The 20,231-nt window shown below is 48.8% G+C and carries 24 protein-coding genes and 1 pseudogene; 10 read left to right on the plus strand and 15 right to left on the minus strand.

Annotated elements, in window-relative coordinates:
• The first annotated feature begins 8 nt into the window (after positions 1-8).
• From L0M98_RS03175 to L0M98_RS03205, 7 genes are read left to right on the plus strand one after another with little or no spacing between them, the layout of a single operon-like run.
• Entirely contained in the window at positions 9-362 is a 354-nt protein-coding gene (locus L0M98_RS03175; RefSeq protein ID WP_004289339.1) for a hypothetical protein, read from the plus strand.
• A complete protein-coding gene (locus tag L0M98_RS03180) occupies positions 359-1,171 on the plus strand; it encodes a DNA-methyltransferase (RefSeq protein WP_004289340.1) in 813 nt (270 codons plus the stop codon). The genes L0M98_RS03175 and L0M98_RS03180 overlap by 4 nt, the downstream gene beginning before the upstream one ends.
• 9 nt (positions 1,172-1,180) lie before the next feature.
• Positions 1,181-2,032 (plus strand): conjugative transposon protein TraN, encoded by an 852-nt coding sequence (gene traN, locus L0M98_RS03185; protein ID WP_004289341.1) that lies wholly within the window; start codon positions 1,181-1,183, stop codon positions 2,030-2,032.
• Positions 2,029-2,541 (plus strand): hypothetical protein, encoded by a 513-nt coding sequence (locus L0M98_RS03190; RefSeq protein ID WP_004289342.1) that lies wholly within the window; start codon positions 2,029-2,031, stop codon positions 2,539-2,541. Before traN ends, L0M98_RS03190 begins: the two co-directional genes overlap by 4 nt.
• Positions 2,542-2,548: 7 nt before the next feature.
• Positions 2,549-3,220, plus strand: coding sequence for a hypothetical protein (locus L0M98_RS03195; protein ID WP_004289343.1), 672 nt, complete (start codon positions 2,549-2,551; stop codon positions 3,218-3,220).
• 4 nt (positions 3,221-3,224) lie between these two features.
• Entirely contained in the window at positions 3,225-3,713 is a 489-nt protein-coding gene (locus L0M98_RS03200) for a hypothetical protein (RefSeq protein WP_004289344.1), read from the plus strand.
• Positions 3,714-3,720: 7 nt separating this feature from the next.
• Entirely contained in the window at positions 3,721-5,907 is a 2,187-nt protein-coding gene (locus L0M98_RS03205) for a type IV secretory system conjugative DNA transfer family protein (RefSeq protein WP_008666805.1), read from the plus strand.
• Between the two features lie 87 nt (positions 5,908-5,994).
• On the opposite strand, the gene L0M98_RS03210 is transcribed toward L0M98_RS03205, so the two are convergent.
• From L0M98_RS03210 to L0M98_RS03235, 6 genes are all read right to left on the minus strand, one after another.
• Positions 5,995-7,095: a PDDEXK nuclease domain-containing protein gene (locus tag L0M98_RS03210; RefSeq protein WP_007219420.1), complete on the minus strand. Its 1,101-nt coding sequence runs from the start codon at positions 7,093-7,095 to the stop codon at positions 5,995-5,997.
• Between the two features lie 238 nt (positions 7,096-7,333).
• Positions 7,334-7,519, minus strand: a complete 186-nt coding sequence (locus L0M98_RS03215) for a hypothetical protein (protein ID WP_004289347.1) — start codon at positions 7,517-7,519, stop codon at positions 7,334-7,336.
• 235 nt (positions 7,520-7,754) lie between these two features.
• A complete protein-coding gene (locus L0M98_RS03220) occupies positions 7,755-8,132 on the minus strand; it encodes a hypothetical protein (protein ID WP_004289348.1) in 378 nt (125 codons plus the stop codon).
• A gap of 40 nt (positions 8,133-8,172) precedes the next feature.
• Complete coding sequence (locus L0M98_RS03225; RefSeq protein WP_004289349.1) at positions 8,173-8,445, minus strand: hypothetical protein; 273 nt, start codon at positions 8,443-8,445, stop codon at positions 8,173-8,175.
• Between the two features lie 10 nt (positions 8,446-8,455).
• Complete coding sequence (locus L0M98_RS03230) at positions 8,456-8,728, minus strand: hypothetical protein (RefSeq protein ID WP_008666811.1); 273 nt, start codon at positions 8,726-8,728, stop codon at positions 8,456-8,458.
• 11 nt (positions 8,729-8,739) lie between these two features.
• Complete coding sequence (locus L0M98_RS03235; RefSeq protein WP_005776149.1) at positions 8,740-8,937, minus strand: hypothetical protein; 198 nt, start codon at positions 8,935-8,937, stop codon at positions 8,740-8,742.
• Between the two features lie 369 nt (positions 8,938-9,306).
• On the opposite strand from L0M98_RS03235, the gene L0M98_RS03240 reads away from it, so the two are divergent.
• Positions 9,307-9,621, plus strand: a complete 315-nt coding sequence (locus tag L0M98_RS03240; protein ID WP_004289352.1) for a helix-turn-helix domain-containing protein — start codon at positions 9,307-9,309, stop codon at positions 9,619-9,621.
• Positions 9,618-10,916 carry a type II toxin-antitoxin system HipA family toxin gene (locus L0M98_RS03245; RefSeq protein WP_004289353.1) on the plus strand — a complete coding sequence of 433 codons (1,299 nt, stop codon included), beginning with the start codon at positions 9,618-9,620 and terminating at the stop codon, positions 10,914-10,916. The genes L0M98_RS03240 and L0M98_RS03245 overlap by 4 nt, the downstream gene beginning before the upstream one ends.
• A gap of 218 nt (positions 10,917-11,134) precedes the next feature.
• Here the strand turns inward: L0M98_RS03245 and L0M98_RS03250 are convergent, their stop codons facing one another.
• On the minus strand, positions 11,135-11,611 hold the full coding sequence (locus L0M98_RS03250; protein WP_004289354.1) for a hypothetical protein: 477 nt from the start codon (positions 11,609-11,611) through the stop codon (positions 11,135-11,137).
• Positions 11,612-11,748: 137 nt separating this feature from the next.
• Here L0M98_RS03250 and L0M98_RS03255 point away from each other — a divergent pair, with 137 nt between their 5' ends.
• On the plus strand, positions 11,749-11,946 hold the full coding sequence (locus L0M98_RS03255; RefSeq protein WP_153257584.1) for a hypothetical protein: 198 nt from the start codon (positions 11,749-11,751) through the stop codon (positions 11,944-11,946).
• A 126-nt stretch (positions 11,947-12,072) separates the two neighbouring features.
• Here L0M98_RS03255 and L0M98_RS03260 read toward each other — a convergent pair whose 3' ends face one another.
• The 8 genes and pseudogenes from L0M98_RS03260 to L0M98_RS03295 form a co-directional block, all read right to left on the minus strand.
• Complete coding sequence (locus L0M98_RS03260) at positions 12,073-12,588, minus strand: DUF4313 domain-containing protein (protein WP_004289356.1); 516 nt, start codon at positions 12,586-12,588, stop codon at positions 12,073-12,075.
• Positions 12,589-13,001: 413 nt separating this feature from the next.
• Entirely contained in the window at positions 13,002-13,169 is a 168-nt protein-coding gene (locus L0M98_RS03265) for a hypothetical protein (protein WP_004289359.1), read from the minus strand.
• A 56-nt stretch (positions 13,170-13,225) separates the two neighbouring features.
• Positions 13,226-14,997 (minus strand): annotated as a pseudogene (locus L0M98_RS03270) (ParB/RepB/Spo0J family partition protein).
• A 53-nt stretch (positions 14,998-15,050) separates the two neighbouring features.
• A complete protein-coding gene (locus L0M98_RS03275) occupies positions 15,051-15,302 on the minus strand; it encodes a hypothetical protein (protein ID WP_007219414.1) in 252 nt (83 codons plus the stop codon).
• A 462-nt stretch (positions 15,303-15,764) separates the two neighbouring features.
• Positions 15,765-16,019, minus strand: a complete 255-nt coding sequence (locus tag L0M98_RS03280; protein ID WP_004289363.1) for a plasmid partition protein ParG — start codon at positions 16,017-16,019, stop codon at positions 15,765-15,767.
• Positions 16,020-16,026: 7 nt separating this feature from the next.
• Positions 16,027-16,782 carry a ParA family protein gene (locus tag L0M98_RS03285; RefSeq protein ID WP_004289364.1) on the minus strand — a complete coding sequence of 252 codons (756 nt, stop codon included), beginning with the start codon at positions 16,780-16,782 and terminating at the stop codon, positions 16,027-16,029.
• Between the two features lie 374 nt (positions 16,783-17,156).
• Entirely contained in the window at positions 17,157-18,911 is a 1,755-nt protein-coding gene (locus tag L0M98_RS03290) for a hypothetical protein (protein WP_004289365.1), read from the minus strand.
• Positions 18,912-18,917: 6 nt separating this feature from the next.
• Positions 18,918-20,222, minus strand: a complete 1,305-nt coding sequence (locus tag L0M98_RS03295) for a hypothetical protein (RefSeq protein ID WP_007478974.1) — start codon at positions 20,220-20,222, stop codon at positions 18,918-18,920.
• Between the last annotated feature and the right edge of the window lie 9 nt (positions 20,223-20,231).

Consider the following 20,231-nt stretch of genomic DNA (forward strand, 5'->3'; position numbering starts at 1 on the left):
CAGTGACAATGGAAACAGATATATCAAAACTTCATAAGGGAACGGACGGCTTCTATTACGAAGACTACATCGCTCCCGATAAGCCCGAAACATTCGTTGGGAAGCTCGTAAGTACCGAATGGTGGCACAAAGGGGTACGATTCGCCCTGATATGCAACTTTCAGGCAGTGGACGGGCGGAGGATTGCCTTATTCGCCTTCCAGAAGCATACCGGTTTTTACGGGCCGAGAGACGGTGCGGTCAATTTCAAACATGTGGAGAAGAATACCCTCTGGGAGTGTGAAATCCGGAAAACCCGGACGGAACGCTGTACCTGGATGAGCGCCCGGCAAATTGTAGAACCGAAAACAGACGCAATATGATAGAGACGGATCGCATTTACCTTATGGACTGCATGGAGGGCATGAAACAGATAGCGGATGGTAGCGTGGACGCCATAATCGCCGACCTACCTTACGGGGTGTTAAATCGCAGCAATCCGTCGGTGAACTGGGACCGCCAGATACCGTTAGCAGCCTTGTGGGAGCAATACCGGCGGATTACCAAGCCGGACAGCCCCATTATCCTGTTCGGGCAGGGGCTTTTCTCCGCATGGCTCATGCTGTCGCAACCCCGGCTATGGCGGTACAACCTCGTGTGGCAGAAAGATCGGGTGACGGGACATCTCAATGCCAAACGTATGCCGTTCCGGCAGCACGAGGATATTCTGGTATTCTATAAAAAACAGCCGGCCTATCATCCGCAGATGACACCGTGTCCTCCGGAACGGAGAAATCACGGGAGGCGTAAAACGGAGGGATTTACCAACCGTTGTTACGGAACGATGAAACTCTCACCGGTACGCATAGCCGATGACAAATATCCGACCTCGGTCATCTTCATGCCGAAGGAACACAAGAAAGGCGCGTTCTACCACCCGACACAAAAGCCCGTGGCGTTGATGGAGTACCTGATACGGACCTACACCGACGAAGGCGATGTTGTACTGGATAACTGTATCGGGTCAGGCACAACCGCCGTGGCCGCTATCCGCACGGGACGGCACTACATCGGATTTGAAATCGAACAGGCGTACTGCGAGATTGCCGAGCGGCGGATTCAGGAGGAACTGGAATGCAGGAACAAGGTACAAGAGGAAAAAGAGATAAGGGAAGAAAAACAAAATCAATAAATCAATGACATGGACAAAAAAGGAATCGTAACGGCATTTCTTCTGGCGGCAGGGCTGCTGGGAACGCCGAATGTACAGGCACAACGAACCTACGAGGAGATGGAACAACTTACGGTAAATGAACAGGTAACGACGGTCATCACGGCCTCGGAACCGGTACGCTTCGTGGACATCTCCACAGATAAGGTTGTCGGCGACCAACCGATAGACAATATCGTCCGCCTGAAACCGAAAGAGGGCGGACACGAGGACGGCGAGGTGCTGGCCATCGTGACTATCGTAACGGAACGCTACCGCACGCAGTATGCGCTGCTCTACACCACACGGGTGCGGGAGGCGGTAACTGACAAGGAAATCCAGTTGCAGGAACGGAACGCCTATCACAACCCGGCGGTCTCGATGTCCACCGTGGATATGACACGCTTCGCCCGGCGTATCTGGAACTCGCCCGCGAAGATCCGCAACGTCGCCACCAAGGCACATCGCATGACCATGCGGCTGAACAACATCTACTCCGTGGGTGAGTATTTCTTCATCGACTTCTCGATAGAGAACCGGACGAACATCCGCTTCGACATCGACGAGATACGGGTGAAGCTGGCAGACAAGAAACTGACCAAGGCGACCAACGCACAGGTCATCGAACTGACCCCGGCACTGGTGCTGGAGGCGGGCAAGACGTTCCGGCACGGCTACCGGAATGTGGTCGTGGTCAAGAAAATGACGTTCCCGAACGACAAGGTGCTGACCATCGAGATGACGGAGAAACAAATCAGCGGGCGTAACATCAGCCTGAATATCGACTATGAGGACGTGCTGTCAGCCGATTCGTTCAGCGCGGCATTGCTGGAGGAGGAATGACGATGAAAAAGACGATTATCCTGACGATTGCCTGCATGTGCCTCGCCGTAGGAGCGTATGCACAGCGAGGCAGCGGCCGCCTCTCACTCGGTGCGGGGCTGCTGTACAAGAACGGGCTGGACGTGACGCTGGCCTACGAACACGAGATGAACTACCGCCATGCGTGGGAGTTCTTTGCCAACGGCTACCTGCAATGGGCAGAGTGCGAATCCTGCAAGCATGTATGCCCGAAATCTTTCTGGCGGAACTACCGCACCTACAGCTTCGGCGTGGCTTACAAACCCTGCGTCACGAGGGGACGCAACCATTACGGAAGCCTCCGAATCGGGGCTTCGGGCGGAAGCGACACGAAGAAGTTCCTTGCAGGACTGCATTTCGGCTACGAGCACAACTATGTGTTGCGGGCGGGCTGGACGCTATACTGGCAAGTCAAGGGAGACGTAATGATAAAGGGGGCCGACGTGCTGCGTACAGGGGTTGCCCTCGGTATTAAACTACCTATAAAATAAGGGAAAGATGAAACAGAACATTATCAGAAAAACGTGCCAGGTAGTGCCGGTTCTCCTCATAACCGGGGCGTTGGCTGCCTGCGACGCACATATAGAAGAATCCGAAGAAACAAAATATCCCGTACACGTCCTCTGTGTGGACGGGACAGTAATACCGTACAGTGAGTACGAACAATCCAAGGAACAGGCGATTGCCGTCGTCTTCCATATCGGCTCCGACGGGGAAACGGAAGGAAACGGCTATGCCGTCTATCTGTGGGATATGACGCCGAAAGCTTTTGCCGACAGCCTTGGTGTCGAGCAGGGTACGTCAGCAGACATCACGGCATACGACGGGAATGAGAACACGTTCGCCTTGTATGAAACAGAAGAGACAGCCTCACCGATGGCTGAAGCCGTTTTTGCCCTGTGGAAATACGGGCAGAGCGCCTATGTTCCCTCGGTGGCTCAGATGCGCCTGCTGTATGCGGCACGTGGCATTATCAATCCGGTCATCGAGAAATGCGGCGGAGACCCGCTTCCGACCGAAGCCGACGAGTGCTGGTACTGGACATCGACGGAGGTGGAAGGACAGCAGACGGTCAAAGCATGGCTCTACTCGACAGCCAGCGGAGCCATGCAGGAAACGCCCAAGACGCAGGCGCATAAAGTGCGTCCCATTATAACCATCAACAACTGAATTTATGATTATGAACGGAATTAAAGATTTCAATGCACCACAATATGTGGATATAGTACATCCGGACAAAGGATTTTTCGGGTATCTGTTGAGATGCAAATGTCCTAAGCAAGAGGACGTTTCCGGTAATTACATATTCCTCGATGATGGAATAGACTGCTACGAGAGGTTTCCTTCCGCAAAGAACCGCAGGGAAGAAATCCGGACGGAATGGAACGGCCGTATCAGCCGTTACCATGATATTTTCCAAGGGCAGCTCTACTATGTCAATGAAGAATTGATTGAAGGTTTCATTGATTTCATGACTTGTGGCTCTAACGATGCTGTCCGGATTTTCCTTGAGAAGTTTACAGCGGAAGTACGGGCTTCTGCAATATATGACGCTTTAAGGCTTAAACCTCTATATGCAGTTTCCCATGTCTGCCAGCTTACTGCTGATAACCGTATGCAATGGCCTCATATCCATGTTCTCTGGGGCATTAAAAAGAATTGACATAGCAATGGAAGAGAGCAAGGAATTACAGGGATTTTACCGGATATTCCGTGCGGTGGTATATGTCTCCGTACTGATGGAGTTTTTCGAGTATGCCATCGACCCGGCTATGCTGGACCACTGGGGCGGCATACTCTGCGACATTCACGGACGTATCAAGCAGTGGACCATCTATAACGACGGAAACCTCGTGTACAGTAAGGTCGCCACGGTGCTACTCATCTGCATTACATGTATAGGCACCAGAGCCAAGAAACATTTGGAGTTCAACGCCCGGCGGCAGGTCTTGTACCCACTCATAAGCGGTTTTGTTCTGTTAGTGCTGTCCGTATGGCTGTTCGGTTATCCGATGGAGGCACGACTTTATACGCTGCCGCTGAATATTATCTTCTATATGACAACTTCCCTCGTGGGGGTTATCCTCGTGCATGTCGCACTGGACAACATCTCCAAGTTCCTCAAGGAGGGACTGATGAAGGACCGCTTCAACTTCGAGAACGAGAGTTTCGAGCAGTGCGAGGAACTGATAGAGACCCCGTACAGCGTGAATATCCCTATGCGGTATTACTACAAGGGCAAATTTCGTAAAGGCTGGACCAACATAACCAACTGTTTCCGTGGAACGTGGGTAGTCGGAACACCGGGGTCGGGTAAGACATTCAGTATCATCGAGCCGTTTATCCGGCAGCACTCGGCCAAGGGATTCGCAATGGTGGTCTATGACTATAAGTTCCCGACTCTGGCTACGAAGCTGTACTACCACTACAAGAAAAACCAGAAACTCGGCAAGCTGCCCCAAGGCTGCCAGTTCAACATGATTAATTTCGTGGACGTGGAGTACAGCCGCCGGGTAAATCCCATTCAGGCGAAATACATCAACAACCTCGCTGCGGCCAGCGAGACGGCGGAGACGCTGTTGGAGAGCCTGCAAAAAGGCAAGAAAGAGGGAGGCGGTGGCAGCGACCAGTTCTTCCAGACCTCGGCTGTGAACTTCCTCGCCGCCTGCATCTATTTCTTCGTGAACTACGAGCGCGAGCCTTATGATGTCAAAGGAAACAAACTGTACGCAGAGAAACGGCAAGACCCTGAAACGAAATTCTGGAAGCCAACGGGTGTGGTGCGGGACAAAGAGGGCGGAGAAATCGTTGAACCTGCCTACTGGCTGGGAAAATACTCGGACATGCCGCATATCCTGTCGTTCCTGAATGAGAGTTACCAAACCATTTTCGAGGTACTGGAGACCGACAACGAGGTAGCCCCATTGCTCGGTCCGTTCCAGACGGCTTTCAAAAACAAGGCAATGGAGCAGCTGGAAGGTATGATAGGTACGCTGCGTGTCTATACCTCGCGCTTGGCGACCAAAGAGAGTTACTGGATATTCCATCGTGACGGCGACGACTTCGACCTGAAGGTGAGCGACCCGAAGAATCCGAGTTACCTGCTGATAGCGAACGACCCGGAGATGGAGAGCATTATCGGGGCACTGAACGCCCTTATTTTGAACCGTCTCGTTACCCGCGTAAATACCGGGCAGGGCAAGAACATCCCCGTGAGCATTATCGTGGACGAGCTGCCGACACTTTATTTCCACAAGATAGACCGCCTGATCGGTACGGCACGAAGCAACAAGGTGAGCGTGACGCTCGGTTTCCAAGAGCTGCCGCAGCTCGAAGCGGATTACGGAAAGGTGGGTATGCAAAAAATCATCACGACGGTGGGCAATGTGGTGAGCGGTTCAGCCCGTGCCAAGGAGACGCTGGAATGGCTGTCAAGCGACATATTCGGCAAGGTGGTGCAAATCAAAAAGGGTGTCACGATAGACCGGGACAAAACTTCCATCAACCTGAATGAAAACATGGACAGCCTCGTACCCGCCTCGAAAATCTCGGATATGCCGACGGGCTGGATATGCGGTCAGACGGCACGGGACTTCATCCAAACAAAAACCGGTATAGGAGGTTCGATGAACGTACAGGAATCGGAGGAGTTCAAGACCTCGAAGTTCTTCTGCAAAACGGATTTCGACATGAAGGAAATCAAGAAGGAGGAAGCTGCGTATGTACCACTGCCGAAGTTCTACACGTTCAAGTCGAGGGAGGAACGGGAACGCATTCTTTACCGGAATTTCGTGAATGTGGGAATAGAGGTGAAAGAAATGATAAAGGACGTGCTGAACAAAAGGGGTGCGAAATAGAAAGTCGGCTTCCGTTATGGAAAGAAGCAAAACGCCTGCAATGATTCCGTGATTATTGCAGGCGTTTCGGTGTTTCCTATCTATTTTTCACACTTCCGAGGACTGTTCCCGACATTCGTCCATCAAGAACTGTTCTAATTGCTGACGGTTTGGCAACTGTAACTGGTATGTCGAAACAAAAAGATGATTATCCATACTGCCAAGGGCGTATTCCACCATCTTCTTTCCTTTGTGTGTACAAAGCAAAATACCGACCGGAGGATTGTCGCCCGGCTGCATTTCATTCTCGGCATAATAGCTGACATAGGCATTCAGCTGTCCTATGTGTTCATGGCGGAACTCGTCATTTTTTAATTCCACAATGACATTGCAATGAAGCAACCGGTTGTAGAAAACGAGATCCGCAAAATAATATTCTCCGTCTATGATGATGCGTTTCTGACGCGCCTCGAAACAGAAGCCTTTCCCAAGTTCCAGCAAGAACTCCTGCAAGTGTCCGAGCAGGGCTTCTTCAATATCGCTTTCCGTAACGACATCTTTGGCTTGGAGACCGAGAAACTCAAACGTATAGGGGTCGCGTATCTGCAAAAGCGGGGTGTGTCGCTCTGCCTTGCTGTCTGCAAGCATCATCGCTTTCATCTTATCCTCCGACAGTCCGATGCGAATGTGAAGGTTGGAAACAATCTGACGGCGTAATTCACGCACACTCCATGTTCCCCGAATACATTCCGTTTCATAGAAAAAACGTACCAACGGGTCTTCTATCGTAAGCAACTCCCTGATATGCGAAAAGGAAAGTGCAGAAACCAAATTCTCAGGGGGTGTATTGAACTGTTCAGAAAGCTTGCCTGCATTTTTCTTATTAACAGCGAAAGAGTCAATTTCCGGCAATTTGTGCGACACTGTCGCATAAATTTCTGATAACGGCAATTTATGCAACGCCGTCGCATGATTTGCGGAAACCAGTGTACCGATATGCGGATAATCTCTATAAAACAATCGTGAAAGTTGGAAAAGGGTGACATTCAGGCCCTTTTGCCCGATACGTTTTTCCAGACTTTTCAGCAGATTGTCCCCGTACTTGGCCCGGTCGCTGCCATTTTGTTCGTATTCAACAATATAACATCCGATTATCCAATTGCGTAACGTGGTTGCCTGATTGATGGTTTTAACCGCCACCCCACGCATTGAATCATCGACGGTTATAATCTTTTGAGCCAACTGCTCAAAGGATATGCTTTGTATTGAATTTGCTAATTGTTCCATATCTGACTGTAAATCGGAAACAAATATAGGAAAAATACAGGAGACACCGGTCGTTTGTTGCTGTTGAATTGATAATAACGGCATTAAAATGTATAGAGGGAGGGTGCACGAACCCGACGCTTGCACTCTGACCGATGGTGATTACCTGAAACGAGTCAAATCAAGTCATGGGATAATATTTGCCGCCTATCATAGACAGCAGCTGCTTGCGTTGTTTACCCTCCGAGTTCTTATACCCGATGTGCATCCACGACGGTACTCCCTGACTGTTTTCTTTCTCGGAAATCAACTGGTCAAACTCTCTTACTCTAAGAAAACCACGACAGAAACTCTTGAATTCCATCATATTGCCGTTTACGGGAATCAGGTCGAAGGCATAGCCGGAGTAATGCCCCCGTTATTACTTTGTGAACCTGCATCGCAAATATAAAGGGAGCAGGCAGTCACAGACAATCCGTTTTATGAACGACTGAAATCATTTACAAACGGCAGATTTTTATTCTTTTCTGCATTATATACAGAAAAGCCGTACCCTGTTCGTTTACCGACAAGGCACGGCTCTCGTCCCCCAAAAAGAGGAATCAGACAGTGACAACAGTTACATATAAATTCTGTCGCTCCTGTTCACAGAATTTATCATACTTGGCTTTGTCCGTACCGCTTTCGATAGCCCTGTCGATGACACCGCCCAGTTCATCGAAACAAACCTCGTTGTTCACACATTCCACGTCCATTCCCTTCACAAGATAAACCTCGTAATAGTCCGAACCATTGAGCACGACGATGACATATCCCGCGTGCAGTCGTCCGTTTACCTTGATTCGGAGTGCCGGCAAATCCCTGTATAGAGTGGCGGCAAATTCTTCGATACTCCATGACATGAGGACGGTCATGGGGGTTAACGCTACTAACTGTTCCTTAATGATCTGTGCAACCTGCATTACATATTCTTTTTCCATAACTCTAAGTTTGTAAGTTTATAAATTATTATTCCATGATTCACTCGAACCAGTCCGGGTTATCCTTTTTGAGTTCGGCTACCAGCTCGTTTTCGGGCAGTTGAAGGGTTCTCTCATCGGTAAAGAAGAAAACTTCGTCATAAATGCTTTCGGCTTCTTTACTGGCGAAACCTTCGTTTTCGTCATTGAAACTACCGGGCTGCAGAGCATCCAGCAGGGTGGTCGGGGCAATCAGCAGTTCTTCGCCATCGTTGGCTTCCACAATACGGCATACATAGCTCTTGCCGCCAAATTGAATTTCATTTGTTTTCATATTATCCTCCTTATTTTAATGGTATATTACGTCCGTGTTCATTGAGGTACTCCATGATGCGCTTCGCTTCCTCGTGCGAGGCTTGGTTTCGTTCGTCATAGTGCCGCGTTTCGTCCGCCATGACCTTGATACACGCCTTAATCAGGCGATACAGGCTTTGCTGAAGCGTGGGGTGCATGTCGGGGATTGCCGCTGCGAACCGTTCGGGGTTGAAACTGAAACTGTTTACCGCCATTTCCCAGTCTTTGGCGAGGCGGTATTCTTTGCTTTCTTTAATGTCCATATTCTTGAATTTTAATAGTTCTCGTTGCATATTTTGTCAAGTTCCCTAATTATGGGTGTCACCTCTTTGCCTGTAAGCCTTTCTATGTCATACAGCAAATGCTCCAAGCGGTCATACGCCTTTTCTCCCGCTTTTGTAAATTCTCCGGTGCTGTCGAATGCGTTACCTTCACACCCCAGTTCTTGCAATAATTCTTCTAATGTCTTCATTTGTTGAATTTTTAATGATTGTTTTTCTTTCCCTCTGCTCGGCTTCCTTGTTACCGGAGCCGCTTCGGGTTTTATGGTGCTTTCCGGGGCTGGCGAAAAAGCCCTTTCCGACGTTTTTTCTTGCCAATTACGCTTCGTAGAAGGAAGAATTTGCAAGAAATGCAATTCAAAACGACGGAATCAGGCGCGACAGCCCATATTTGCACCGATAAAAACCGATGCGGTGACGGACAGGAAAGCCAGACGGAAGAGAATACGGAGACCTGAAAGTGGTAGAAAAGGACGGCTGGAAACTAAAAAAGAAAATTATATATCTATATATGGATAATTGTTGCTATATTTGCATATAAATAGTGATATATTGATATTATGGGAGCAACGAACTATACCACAAACAGCGATATGCTGACGCTTCTGGCGTTGCGTGTCAAGGAGTACCGTCTGGCAGCTCGCATGAGCCAGAAGGAGCTGGCCGAACAGTCGGGCGTGAGCCAGACGACAATCAGCCATTTTGAACAAGGGGTCAGCCGTAACCTAACCTTGGCCAATTTCATCTCCCTGCTGCGTGCGCTCGGTCAGGAACAGCGGCTCGCGGAAATCCTGCCGGAACTGCCCATGCCGCCGATGGCACTTCGGGAAATTGAGAAACTGATACCTAAACGAGTTAGGAGGGGCAAGAAATGATAGAAAGTCTCGATGTAATCCTATGGGATAAAAAGGTCGGCACGCTTGTCGCCAACCGGGAAGGACACCGCAGCAAAGCCTGTTTCTACTTCGACAGCGATTATGTCCGCAACGGCTATGATATCGCCCCGCTCCGTGCGCCGGTAAAAGGGGTTGCCGCACAGCGCGGCCTGCCGGTCTATCCCGATGAAGAGCGGCTTTTCGGCGGCCTGCCGTCGTTCATAGCCGATTCACTGCCCGACCATTGGGGAAACACCGTGTTCAACGAATGGGCCAAAGTGCATCATATCCGTATGAGGGACTTGTCCGCCCTCGACCGTCTCGCCTATATCGGACGGCGTGGCATGGGGGCATTGGAGTTCGTCCCGCCCACTGCCGAGGAACTGGAGACACCGTTCAAGGTCGAGATCGCCGATCTCTACCAACTGGCCCGGCAGGCTTTCGAGGAAGCCGGACGGTTCAACGTCCCGGTATCGGGCAACCTGATGGTCGAAAGCCTGTTCAAGGTGGGTACGTCCGCAGGAGGGCGACGGCCCAAGGCAGTGGTCAACGTCAATTTCGAGGAGGGACAATGTTACTCCGGACAGGTGGCGACCCCTTATCCGGGCTACACGCCGATGATCGTCAAGTTCGACGAACACCAGAAGATGCCGACGACACGGATAGAATACAGCTATTACCTGATGGCTGTGGATGCCGAGCTTCAGATGATGCCGAGCCGCCTGCTTGAAGGCGAGCAGACAGCGCACTTCCTGACCGAGCGTTTCGACCGCCAGAACGGCAAGAAGGTGCATATCCAGACATTGGCTGCCATGAACCCCTCGGCGGATTCTTACGAAGCACTGTTCGAGGCAGCTTGCCGTATCGGCGTGCCGCCGGGGGAACTCCGGCAACTGTTCCGCTCGATGGTGCTGAACGTTCTGGGCGGGAACGTCGATGACCATAACAAGAATTTCAGCTTCCTGATGGACGACGACGGGCATTGGCACGTTGCTCCGACCTATGACTACACGTTCTCGGTCGATCCGGACGCACCGTATTACGTCAACCGCCACAGCATGACAATCAACAACAAGACGGAGGGCATTACTGCGGAGGATTTGCTGGAAGTAGCCCGCCGGTATGGTATAAAGGCCGCAGAGCCGTTCATAGAAAAGGCCATAGGTATCGTCTCGCATTACCCGGAATACGGCCGGGAGGCCGGTGTCGGAGAGGAATGGATAGGAACGATAGAAAAGGAAATCGCCGCACGAATAGAGTGCGTGAGCGACAACCGGGCAGACCGATTAAAATAGAGCGTGGGATTTCATGTAGGGGAAATGAGGGGGTGTGTCAAAACTAAAATGTCCCCTCCGAAAAGTTATAGATTGTAACTATGACATTTTAAAACGGTCGTATTAAGCTCTGTATTGAGTAATGATACGACCCTTTTTTAGCCTTTGAGGGTACTCAAATTTCAAATTCTAAGTTCATAGCTTCAAAAATTGAGTTTTGACACACTCTCTTGTCATTGTCATTCCGCCCCTTTCTTGCTTAGGAGGGTCAACTGGTCGGGACGGTCGGGAAACCAATAGGCGTCGCTGTCAAGATACACACATCTGTCACCGTTCCAAGGCTTCCTGAAAGCTAATACCTCTTGGGGGCCGAATACTACTCCATAATCGTTTGTAAATGCCACTATGTCGCCTACAGCCAAATCGTCCTCCGTATCCATGACTTCGGAAAGGCGATTGTAAAACTCCATGCCTTCGGCTTCACGTTCCGCTTTCCAGCGCAAAAAATCCTCTTTGTGACTTCTGCCCGTACTTATCGGTGATAATTCCGAAGGCAAAACCTCCGCTTCCGAAGTACCGGACGAAATCAGAATAATGCTGTCGTCTTCCATGTTTTCCGGTGCAGAAATCACTCGGTAAGCCCCGTCGGACAAACCGTTGTCCGGGTCATGCCAATAAAGCAGATTCCCGGTCTTGATAAAATCGTATTTTCCCATTGTCTTGTGAGTTATTGATTATTTATTTTCCTTTTTTCGATTCCTTTCCTTCGGAATCGCTTCGAGGTTTTACAGATGCAATGCACGGTCGTCGGCACGGCTTCATACGACGGCTCTTCTTGCCAATTACGCTTCACTTGGGAAGGAAGAATTTGCAAGAAGTGCACTTCAAGCCGGCGAATCAAGCGCGACGTCCGACTTTCGCATCGGATAAAACCCGTGCGGTGAGGGCCGGAAAAGTCGGATGGGAAGAACAGGCGGTTCATACCGCTACAAAAGGGAAAGAATGCAATTATAAGAGGAAATGGGCGGTGGCGGGGTATCCGGGAGGCTGACTATAAAAGGACGAAGGCGGGCGATAAAGACAAAGGAGACAGCGCACTGACTGTATTATCGGTACGCTATCTTGTACATTCAATTTTCGGAACCCGATGCTTTTCTATTCGTGGAACAATCCTTTTTCAAAAACATTCTTCTCCGAATAGCTCGATGTTCGCTTTTTGGAAAATTTGCGGGTTATGCTGATAAAGAAGCGGCAGGTTCAACATAGCCATAGGGTATTCCACGAAGCCGCTCCTGCGCTTATACTCGGAATCGGTCGCCAGTCCGTTTTTCACCAAGAACTCCATTGCTTCGGGGTAATGATTGACGTCGATAAATGTACGGTCCGGCAGACCGAGTGCGTCCATTTCCTCCAAATTAACGGAAAGCACGATATATTCGTCTTCATCTTCCACCATTACCAAGGTGAGAGCCAACCAACCATTGCGGTAAAACTCTGGTACGAGGTAATACTGTTCGCCTCTGAACTCGTATTCTTTCTGCCTGAAAGAGCTGTCCGGCTCTACGATTTCAAATTCATCTTCACCTGCGGCAAAAGCAATCATAGGGTTACTGGCATCTACATACGCTTCACCTGCTTTGTAGCACAAATACTCTCTGTTTTCGGAACGCACGATAGCAAATTGAATTTCCATAAAATTTTAACATTAATCAGTTGAACAATCTGTTTATTTTTTCCCTCCTTTCGGAAGCCTTCAGGCTTCTCCCGTCGGGATTTGATTTTTACGTGCATCAAAGATTGCCTTTCAGGGAGAAACAGGCAAGGAATTTGGGCAGAATTTTATAGTTGCGGTATTGAGCGTCCGCGAAATATGGACGATTGAAAATCGGGAAAGCTGCTGAAAAATTGTGTTCAAATAGCGTAGCGGTACTTGAATGTTCCTCCAAGGCAATACCTTTGCACCGGAAAAAGCATGTCCCGACGGGCAGAGCCGTCGGCGAAGGGATTTCCATACAAAAGGAAAACGAAGGGGTAAAAAGGGAGATCTGCCGGCGGCAGTGCTAAAAAAGACAGCCACTCCTGCGGCTATCTCCCTGTAGCGTTGCGCTATTTTTTTCCGGCCTTGCTATCCGGCTTGTCTTTCCGTTTCTTCGGAGAAAACAATCCGTTGAAACAAACCGTCGTGGCAAAGGTACGTGCCTGTGTCGCATTGCACAATCCTGCTCCGGGCATTGTTGCACCGTTGTAATGTTTGCAGTCCTTACATTTCATCATTACCTCTTTTTAGAAACCAGCAGGGCGGATTTCTCCGTCCTGCTATTGAATTATGGTCAAGCAGCAACCTCTTCGGTTTGCGTATGTTCTTCGGTTTGCGTATGTTCTTCGGGTTGTACCTCTGCCGTGGGTTGTGTATTTTCCGCCTCGGCGGTTTCTTCGGGCTTTGTCTGCCGTTCCTTTGCCAACAAGGCGGCTTTGCGTTCCTCGATACGTTTATGGCGTTTCTCATACACCTCATTATATCCACTTTCAATTTCGGCGAGCGTGTCGGGCATGTGCTTACGGGCAAAATCGAGCAAGAGGGTGGCAGTAGCGTTATTGCCGTATGCGCCTTTGAAGTTGTCTATCAAGAAATCCCTGCGGATAACGGCTTTCTGCTTGGCCGTTAGGTTGGCGATGATGTTCATCTTTTCTTCGTCCTCAAGGTGTTGGTGGCTTTTTTCTCCCCGATACCGAATACCCCGAAGTGTTCCCTGCGGAGAGACGACAGCAGGAAGAAATATATCATCTTTTCCTCGTCCTGCGTGAATTTGCTTTCGGACATATCGACGTCCAAAATCTGTTTCTTAGCGTCTGCAACGGTTTTCTCGACGGCTATTTCCTTGTTACGTTTGTCCTGCTTCTCCAGTTTTTCCACCGGGGAGAGTTGTTTTTCGGTAGCCATGTCCGCATTGGCGGCAGCACTTGCCATATAACACAGCGTAATTTCTTTCTGTCCGATACTAATATAAAACGTGAGTTCGCCCGTGTCAATTCGTTCATGGATTGACTTGCATTTTTCCATATAGTTGCTGAAATCCTGCTCGTACTCCTTGTATGCCTCCTCGTATTCCTCGATAGTGTCGTATTCTTCCTTTTCGGGAGCTACCGGCGTTTCGGGGTATGGCGTGGCATAGGTATTTAGGTGCTCGACCTCGTACCCCATAGCGGTAAGGCGTTCCACCGCAATCATGTTGTTGTTGAAATCTTGGTAGCATAGCGATACGGAGGGGTATTGTTCCACGAACTGCACGGCTTTCTCCACGAGATAGGAAGCGTTCATTTCGGCCAGACAACTCCGGTTGGCGCAATTTCCGCAACCACCCTCGCAGAACAACATCATGTTGTTGGTATTGTGGGGGCATGAGGCGCACAAGGTCTTGTCGAATGCGTAACGGCTAAGGTCTGTCGTGAAATCCCGTTCGATAAACTTTGCCACCTCGGCGGCTTTCAGTCCTCGCCAACAGTCGTACAACATGCTGTCGCTGTCTTTCAAATGTTTGTAGTACACCTCTTTTTGAATATCCGTACCGTATCGGCAAATCTCACTCGCCACGCTGATTGTAATTTCGTCCTTTTCCAAAAGTTCGGCTATTTCGGGTATCAGTGAGACGAATTTCAGACGGGTACGGATATAGTTCTCGTTCTTGCCGAACTGCTCGGCCAATGACTGCACATCATAGCGACCGCTCTCCATAAGTTTTTGGTAGGCGTTGGCTTCCTCTATGGGGGTAACGTCCTTGCGCTGCAGATTCTCCGTCACGGCCATTTCGGCGGCGGTCTCGTCCGAAACATGCAAGATGACGGCTGAAATCTCGGTCAGTTCTACCATAAGGGCGGCACGATACCTGCGCTCTCCGAAAACAATCTCGAAGCGGTCGGTGTCCGCAATGGGGCGCACGCCGATAGGTTGCAACACTCCCTGCTGACGAATACTCTCGGCCAGTTCGGCAAGGCTCACCTCGTCAAAGTGCTTGCGTGGGTTATAACTGCTCGGCTGAATATTCATCAATGCAACCGATACGATGTTGTTCTCTACTACTGATTGAATGTTTGCTGTTTCCATAATTCATAAATTTCAATTTGTTATTACATTAGATTGTTTGATTACTATTGTCTTTATTGTGCGGTGTCAAACTCGTACTCCTGCGGATTGTCGTACCCGTCGAACACTACCCGAAAAGTGTCAAAGTCCTTTCTGCCCGCCAGTCTGACGGTATCTCTTTTCCCGATGAAATAGGGTTCATTCATTGTCCGAAACGGTGCGCCGAGCGTTATCCTATCCACCAACGTACAAACTTTGTCGGGTTGTTCGGGCATGATATAACCCAGTGCGTACTCGTTATAAACTACCAATTTGATTTTATCCATATCGCTGTCAATTTTACGTTGTTTTTTCTTTCCCTCCTTTCGGTTCCTTTCTCTGCCTGAACCGCTTTGAGGTTTTACGGATGCGGTACACGGCTGTCGGTACAGCTTCATACGACGGCTTTTCCTGCCAATTACTCTTTCGTAGAAAGGAAGAATTTGCAGGAAATGCACTTCAAGCCGCCGTATCAAGCGCGACAGCGGACCTTTGCATCTGATAAAACACAACGGTGACGGCAGAGAATGAAGCCGGGACAGCGGTAAAGGAATCGGTAAAAAAGGGATATGCCCGTCAGGGTTAGAATAGGGATAAAACGGGCAATATGCCTGTACTTGCGGGCAGGTAAAAAGAAAAAGATGGTAAGACTATAAAGGTGGAATGCGCCCTATGGAAAACAGCGGGCGGATAAAAAAGGACGCATGGCTACCGTCTCCGGGGTGGGCAGATGCGGCAGCCATGCCTGTTTACTGTTCGTTCTTTTCCAGATATTCTTTCATTGCCTCGTTCACGATGTCTTTCAGCGACATGTTCTTCTTGATGGCGAGGAATTTCATACGGGTATGAATACTTTTGTTGATGACGAAGTTGCAATGAACCGCCGTTTCTTTCTCCGTGGGGGCTGCTACCGGCTGTTTTCCGCCGGTAGATTTTTTCGTGGACGACAGCAACCCGTCCAGTCCGCCCTTCATACTGTCTTTCAGTAAATCGCTCTTGCTCATATCGGGGTTATTTTAATTTCAGTACCTCTTGCGCCAGAGCCATGTAGTCCTTAGCCCCGTTGCTGTTCTTGCTGTACTCGAAGATGTTCTTGCCCTTTATGGGCGCTTCGGCCAAAGATACATTGTCCCGTATAACGGTCTTGAACACCTTGTCGCAGAATGAATCCTTGACGAGTTCGGCCACGCTCTTGTTCAGCGTCTTGCGTTTGTCAAACTGCGTAATGACGATACCGCCAATGGCGAGTTTCGGGTTCAAGCGTTCCTGGACGGTGGCAATCACGTTCATGATTTTGGCCATGCCGCGCATGGCGAGGAACTGTGCCTGTACCGGGATAATCAGGTAGTCTGCCGCAGTAAGGGCGTTCAGTGTAAGCAATCCCAGCGAGGGTGGACAGTCGATAAGGATATAATCGAATTTCCGGTGATCGAGCGATTTGGCTATTAGCCCGCTCAATATCAGTTCCCGTCCCGGCTCGTTGATGAGTTCGGCCTCGGCAGCCGAGAGATCGAGACAGGACGGTACGACGGTAACACCTCCTGCCGTTTCAACTAACGGCAAGGGGTATTTGCCTTTCATCGCCCCGTACACGGTCTGTTCCTCCTCAATGGAGAGGCCGAAGGATTCCGTGAGATTTGCCTGACCATCCATGTCGATAGCCAGCACGCGCTTTTTCTTCTGCTGCAAGGCCGCAGCCAGATTGATGGTGGTGGTCGTCTTTCCGACCCCGCCTTTATGGTTTAGAACCGCAATTATTTTTGTCATAACATATTGCCTTTAAATTCAATACAAAGATAATACTATTTTTAGTAATTACTAATTTTAGTATATACTAATTTACTACAATATATAATTTTAGTATATTAGTATTATAGTATTTACTATTATACTAAATATAGTATATACTATACAGTAAGGCAGATTTGCTCTGTACTACAGTACTTTTTAAATGCAAGAATTAAGTGTATTCTTCAGAAAAAATCCTTCGAGTACACTTTACAGATGAGTACAAAAAAACAAGAGAATCCATAGCAATTATTGTAGCAATAGATTCTCTTGTCTAATAAGGCTTGGTTTATTTATCAGCAAATTTCAAATGAGAAAGGGTCAGAAAGTAAATCAATAGAGATTTTACAAATTTACCAATACTCGATGGTTCGTTTCTCTGTATATTCTTCTGGAGCAGTATATTCATCGCCGACATAGTTCCCATTGTCATCATACTTATCGTATTCGGTGGTGTAGCTTACCTTCCGCTCTATCCAATTCTTGTGCTTGTCGAACTTGGTATAGGTATAGCGATAAGTGGTGTTACCTTCTTCCGGGTGCTCCTGTATCATCGTGGCCGGGTATTTGCTGTCACCTTCATAGCTGTATTTCCAAGTGACGTATGCCATGTGCGAAGTAAACTGATGACTGATGATACGATTGCGCTTATCAAACATATAGGTCTGGTCAAGTTCCGTGTTGGTATCAGCATCCGGACAAATATCCGTCCGCATACCATCTTTTGATTCGATGTTCACCACATAATCTCCCCATCCTTCCACTTTGTAGGAAGTAGCTGTGACATATTGATAGGCCGCTTCGTCTCCGAACTTGTTCTGCATGGCAATCAGATTGCCCGCCTGGTCAAATTTGAGTGATTCCTCATTGCCGTTTACCGACTTGACTTTACCGGACAACCCATAAATATCCGTTCCTTTGTAGCGTAAACTACCCATTAGGACAGGTTGACCGTTTTCTTTTGCAGCTTTCATGGAAGCAATCGTTTCATCGTCCCAGTAATCAATGCTGCGGACAGCTGTCAGGCTGGGAGTCTCACCCGCTTTGACAGCAGAAGAACGATCCCGATTCGATGTAAATCCGTCTCTGAAAGCCTTATAGTAGGTACGCAATGCAGGTATCTCATCGATGTTAGCCGGGAATGTAACGGTAGCTTGTGTCCAGTTTCCTTTTTCATCATATACATAATCGTAGGAGACGGTAAACGTCATGTCATCCACCCGCCAGTTGTTGCCTTTACTTTTATATACACCTCCGCTATACGTCCAAGTAGCCAAGTCTCCGTGTGAGTTATACGCAAAGCTGCTGGTACAAGTCAGTGTTTCGTTCCCCCCGTCAAATTCAACGGGAATCTTCTCTACGGCTTGTGTACACAGATGGCCTGTATAGACATAGGTTGTCACCGATTGTCCTGTCTTGTAACTGTCGATGTCTTTCAAGAACATGTTCGTGGTCTTCGGTGTTTCAAAAGACTTCAAGTGAGCGAGCGAGTCAAACTGCATCTCATGAAGCGTCACGCCCGATTCATTGACCGTGCCATTCTTTTTTTCGGGCAGGATGGATTGCAATACCCCATTACCGTGATAGGCATACAGAAAAGTGGTTGTGTCATAATGTCCCCGCCCGTTCTTGTCGCGACGTATCAACCGACCTGCACTGTCGTATGTGAAGCCGTCATCTTTTTTCCGGCGTTTGTAACGTCCGTCATCTACCGATTTGATTTGGGTCAGATTGGAATTGCCGTTATATTCATACGAAATGACATCAAATCCGGTTGCACCCACATTGAAAGAAGTGCGCCGCTGTTCGGATAAACGGCCGTTAGGCAAGAACTCGTATTGCGAGGTGCTTGTCACACCCCATTGTGCATTGTGGTATTCGTAGGTGACCAGCTTCGGATAGTTGCGCAATCCCATCTTTGCCCAATCCGTAGGATAGTTTACGAAATAAGGCATCAGATGTTCCGCATTCATATCCACTCTTACCGGATCAAAATACACCTGAAGCGGTGTATAAGGCTGGTTGCTTTCTTCACTGCCACAGCTTGCTGCTCCTATCGACAGCAAGCAAGAAAGAGCGACAGCTTGTATGGTCTGTAATGCTTTCATGTTCCGTTATTTTTGATTTGTTGGATGATTTTCCTTGCAGGGGACCTGCTTGGTGACAGGATGATAAGAGATATTCCAGACGGGATAAGCTCCGACCTTATCTACACAGCACGAATGCAGATAACAGTTCCCGTGTATCGAGCTTTCCGAACCCAGCAATCCGGAGATGTATTTGCATCCTTTTCCCGACACAATGATTTTGCCTTCATTCACCACCTGATGGAAAGAGGAACCTCCGAAACTGCCGATTACTCCTCCGATGGCGGAAAATTCAGCCAGCAGGTCATGCTTGATTTCGATGTTGCCTGCATTGTACAGATCCAACGGATAGATTCGTTCGTAGTTGTGAGGTGTCAGTTCGCCACATACCCCTCCGATATTAAATGTAGCAGATGTATTCTGTGTGTCCAAGCGGATGTTTCCCCAATTATGGAGATGCTCTATATCAGTTTCATTGGTTTTGAAAAGTCCGACAACACCACCGATGTAGCTATGATCAGGTTGGGCATCGGCCTTCCACTGCACGGTCAAATCGCCTTTATTCTCGACGCAGACATTCTCTTTGATAAAGATTTTACCATAATTGGTGGCCCTCCCGATGACTCCACCTATGTAGGCATCACTGCACGGATTAACGGTGAGGTTGCCCTCATTGATTATCTTGCCACGCAAAGCCACTTCCACTTCGGAGCCGTAGCTATCCAGGTCTCCGACAAGTCCACCCAGACAGAGTGTACAGATACCCTTATTGTCAGCGAATGAGATATCCACCTTGCTGGTACAATTCTCGATACATCCATTCTTGAACTCTCCCGCCAGAGAACCGGCAAGCAGGCTATAACCGTCTTCTCTCTTTTGAGCGTCGATGGTCATGTCACCTGCCAATGTCAGATCCTTGACCACAGCTTCTTTTTCACCACCCATTTCTTCAAACAGACCGACATCAAATACTCCTTTGGAGCTCTCTTCAATGACCACCCGTATTCCGTCGAAGGTAATGGTATGTCCGTTGCCGTCGAACTCCCTAACCGGGAATTTAATCGGTGTCCATTCACCGCTGATTTCGATGTCCTTCACCAGTTTAATCCGCACTTCATCTGCTGGAATCTCCTTGCCTGCATCGGTGAGCAGCGTTTGTGCTTCCATGTTTTTATCCTTGATTTCGAACGTTTCGTTCAGGAAACGCAGTTCACTCTCTTTTCCGATTTCAAATACCTGTTCCGCCTCGTTGAAATGCAAGGCGGTGACTTTCTCTTCACACGATGTCAGCCAAAAAGGCAGGCAAGCGACAAGGTAAACCATTCTTTTCATGCTGCTGCT

This window comes from Butyricimonas sp. DFI.6.44 (assembly GCF_022132345.1).
Lineage (GTDB): Bacteria > Bacteroidota > Bacteroidia > Bacteroidales > Marinifilaceae > Butyricimonas > Butyricimonas muris.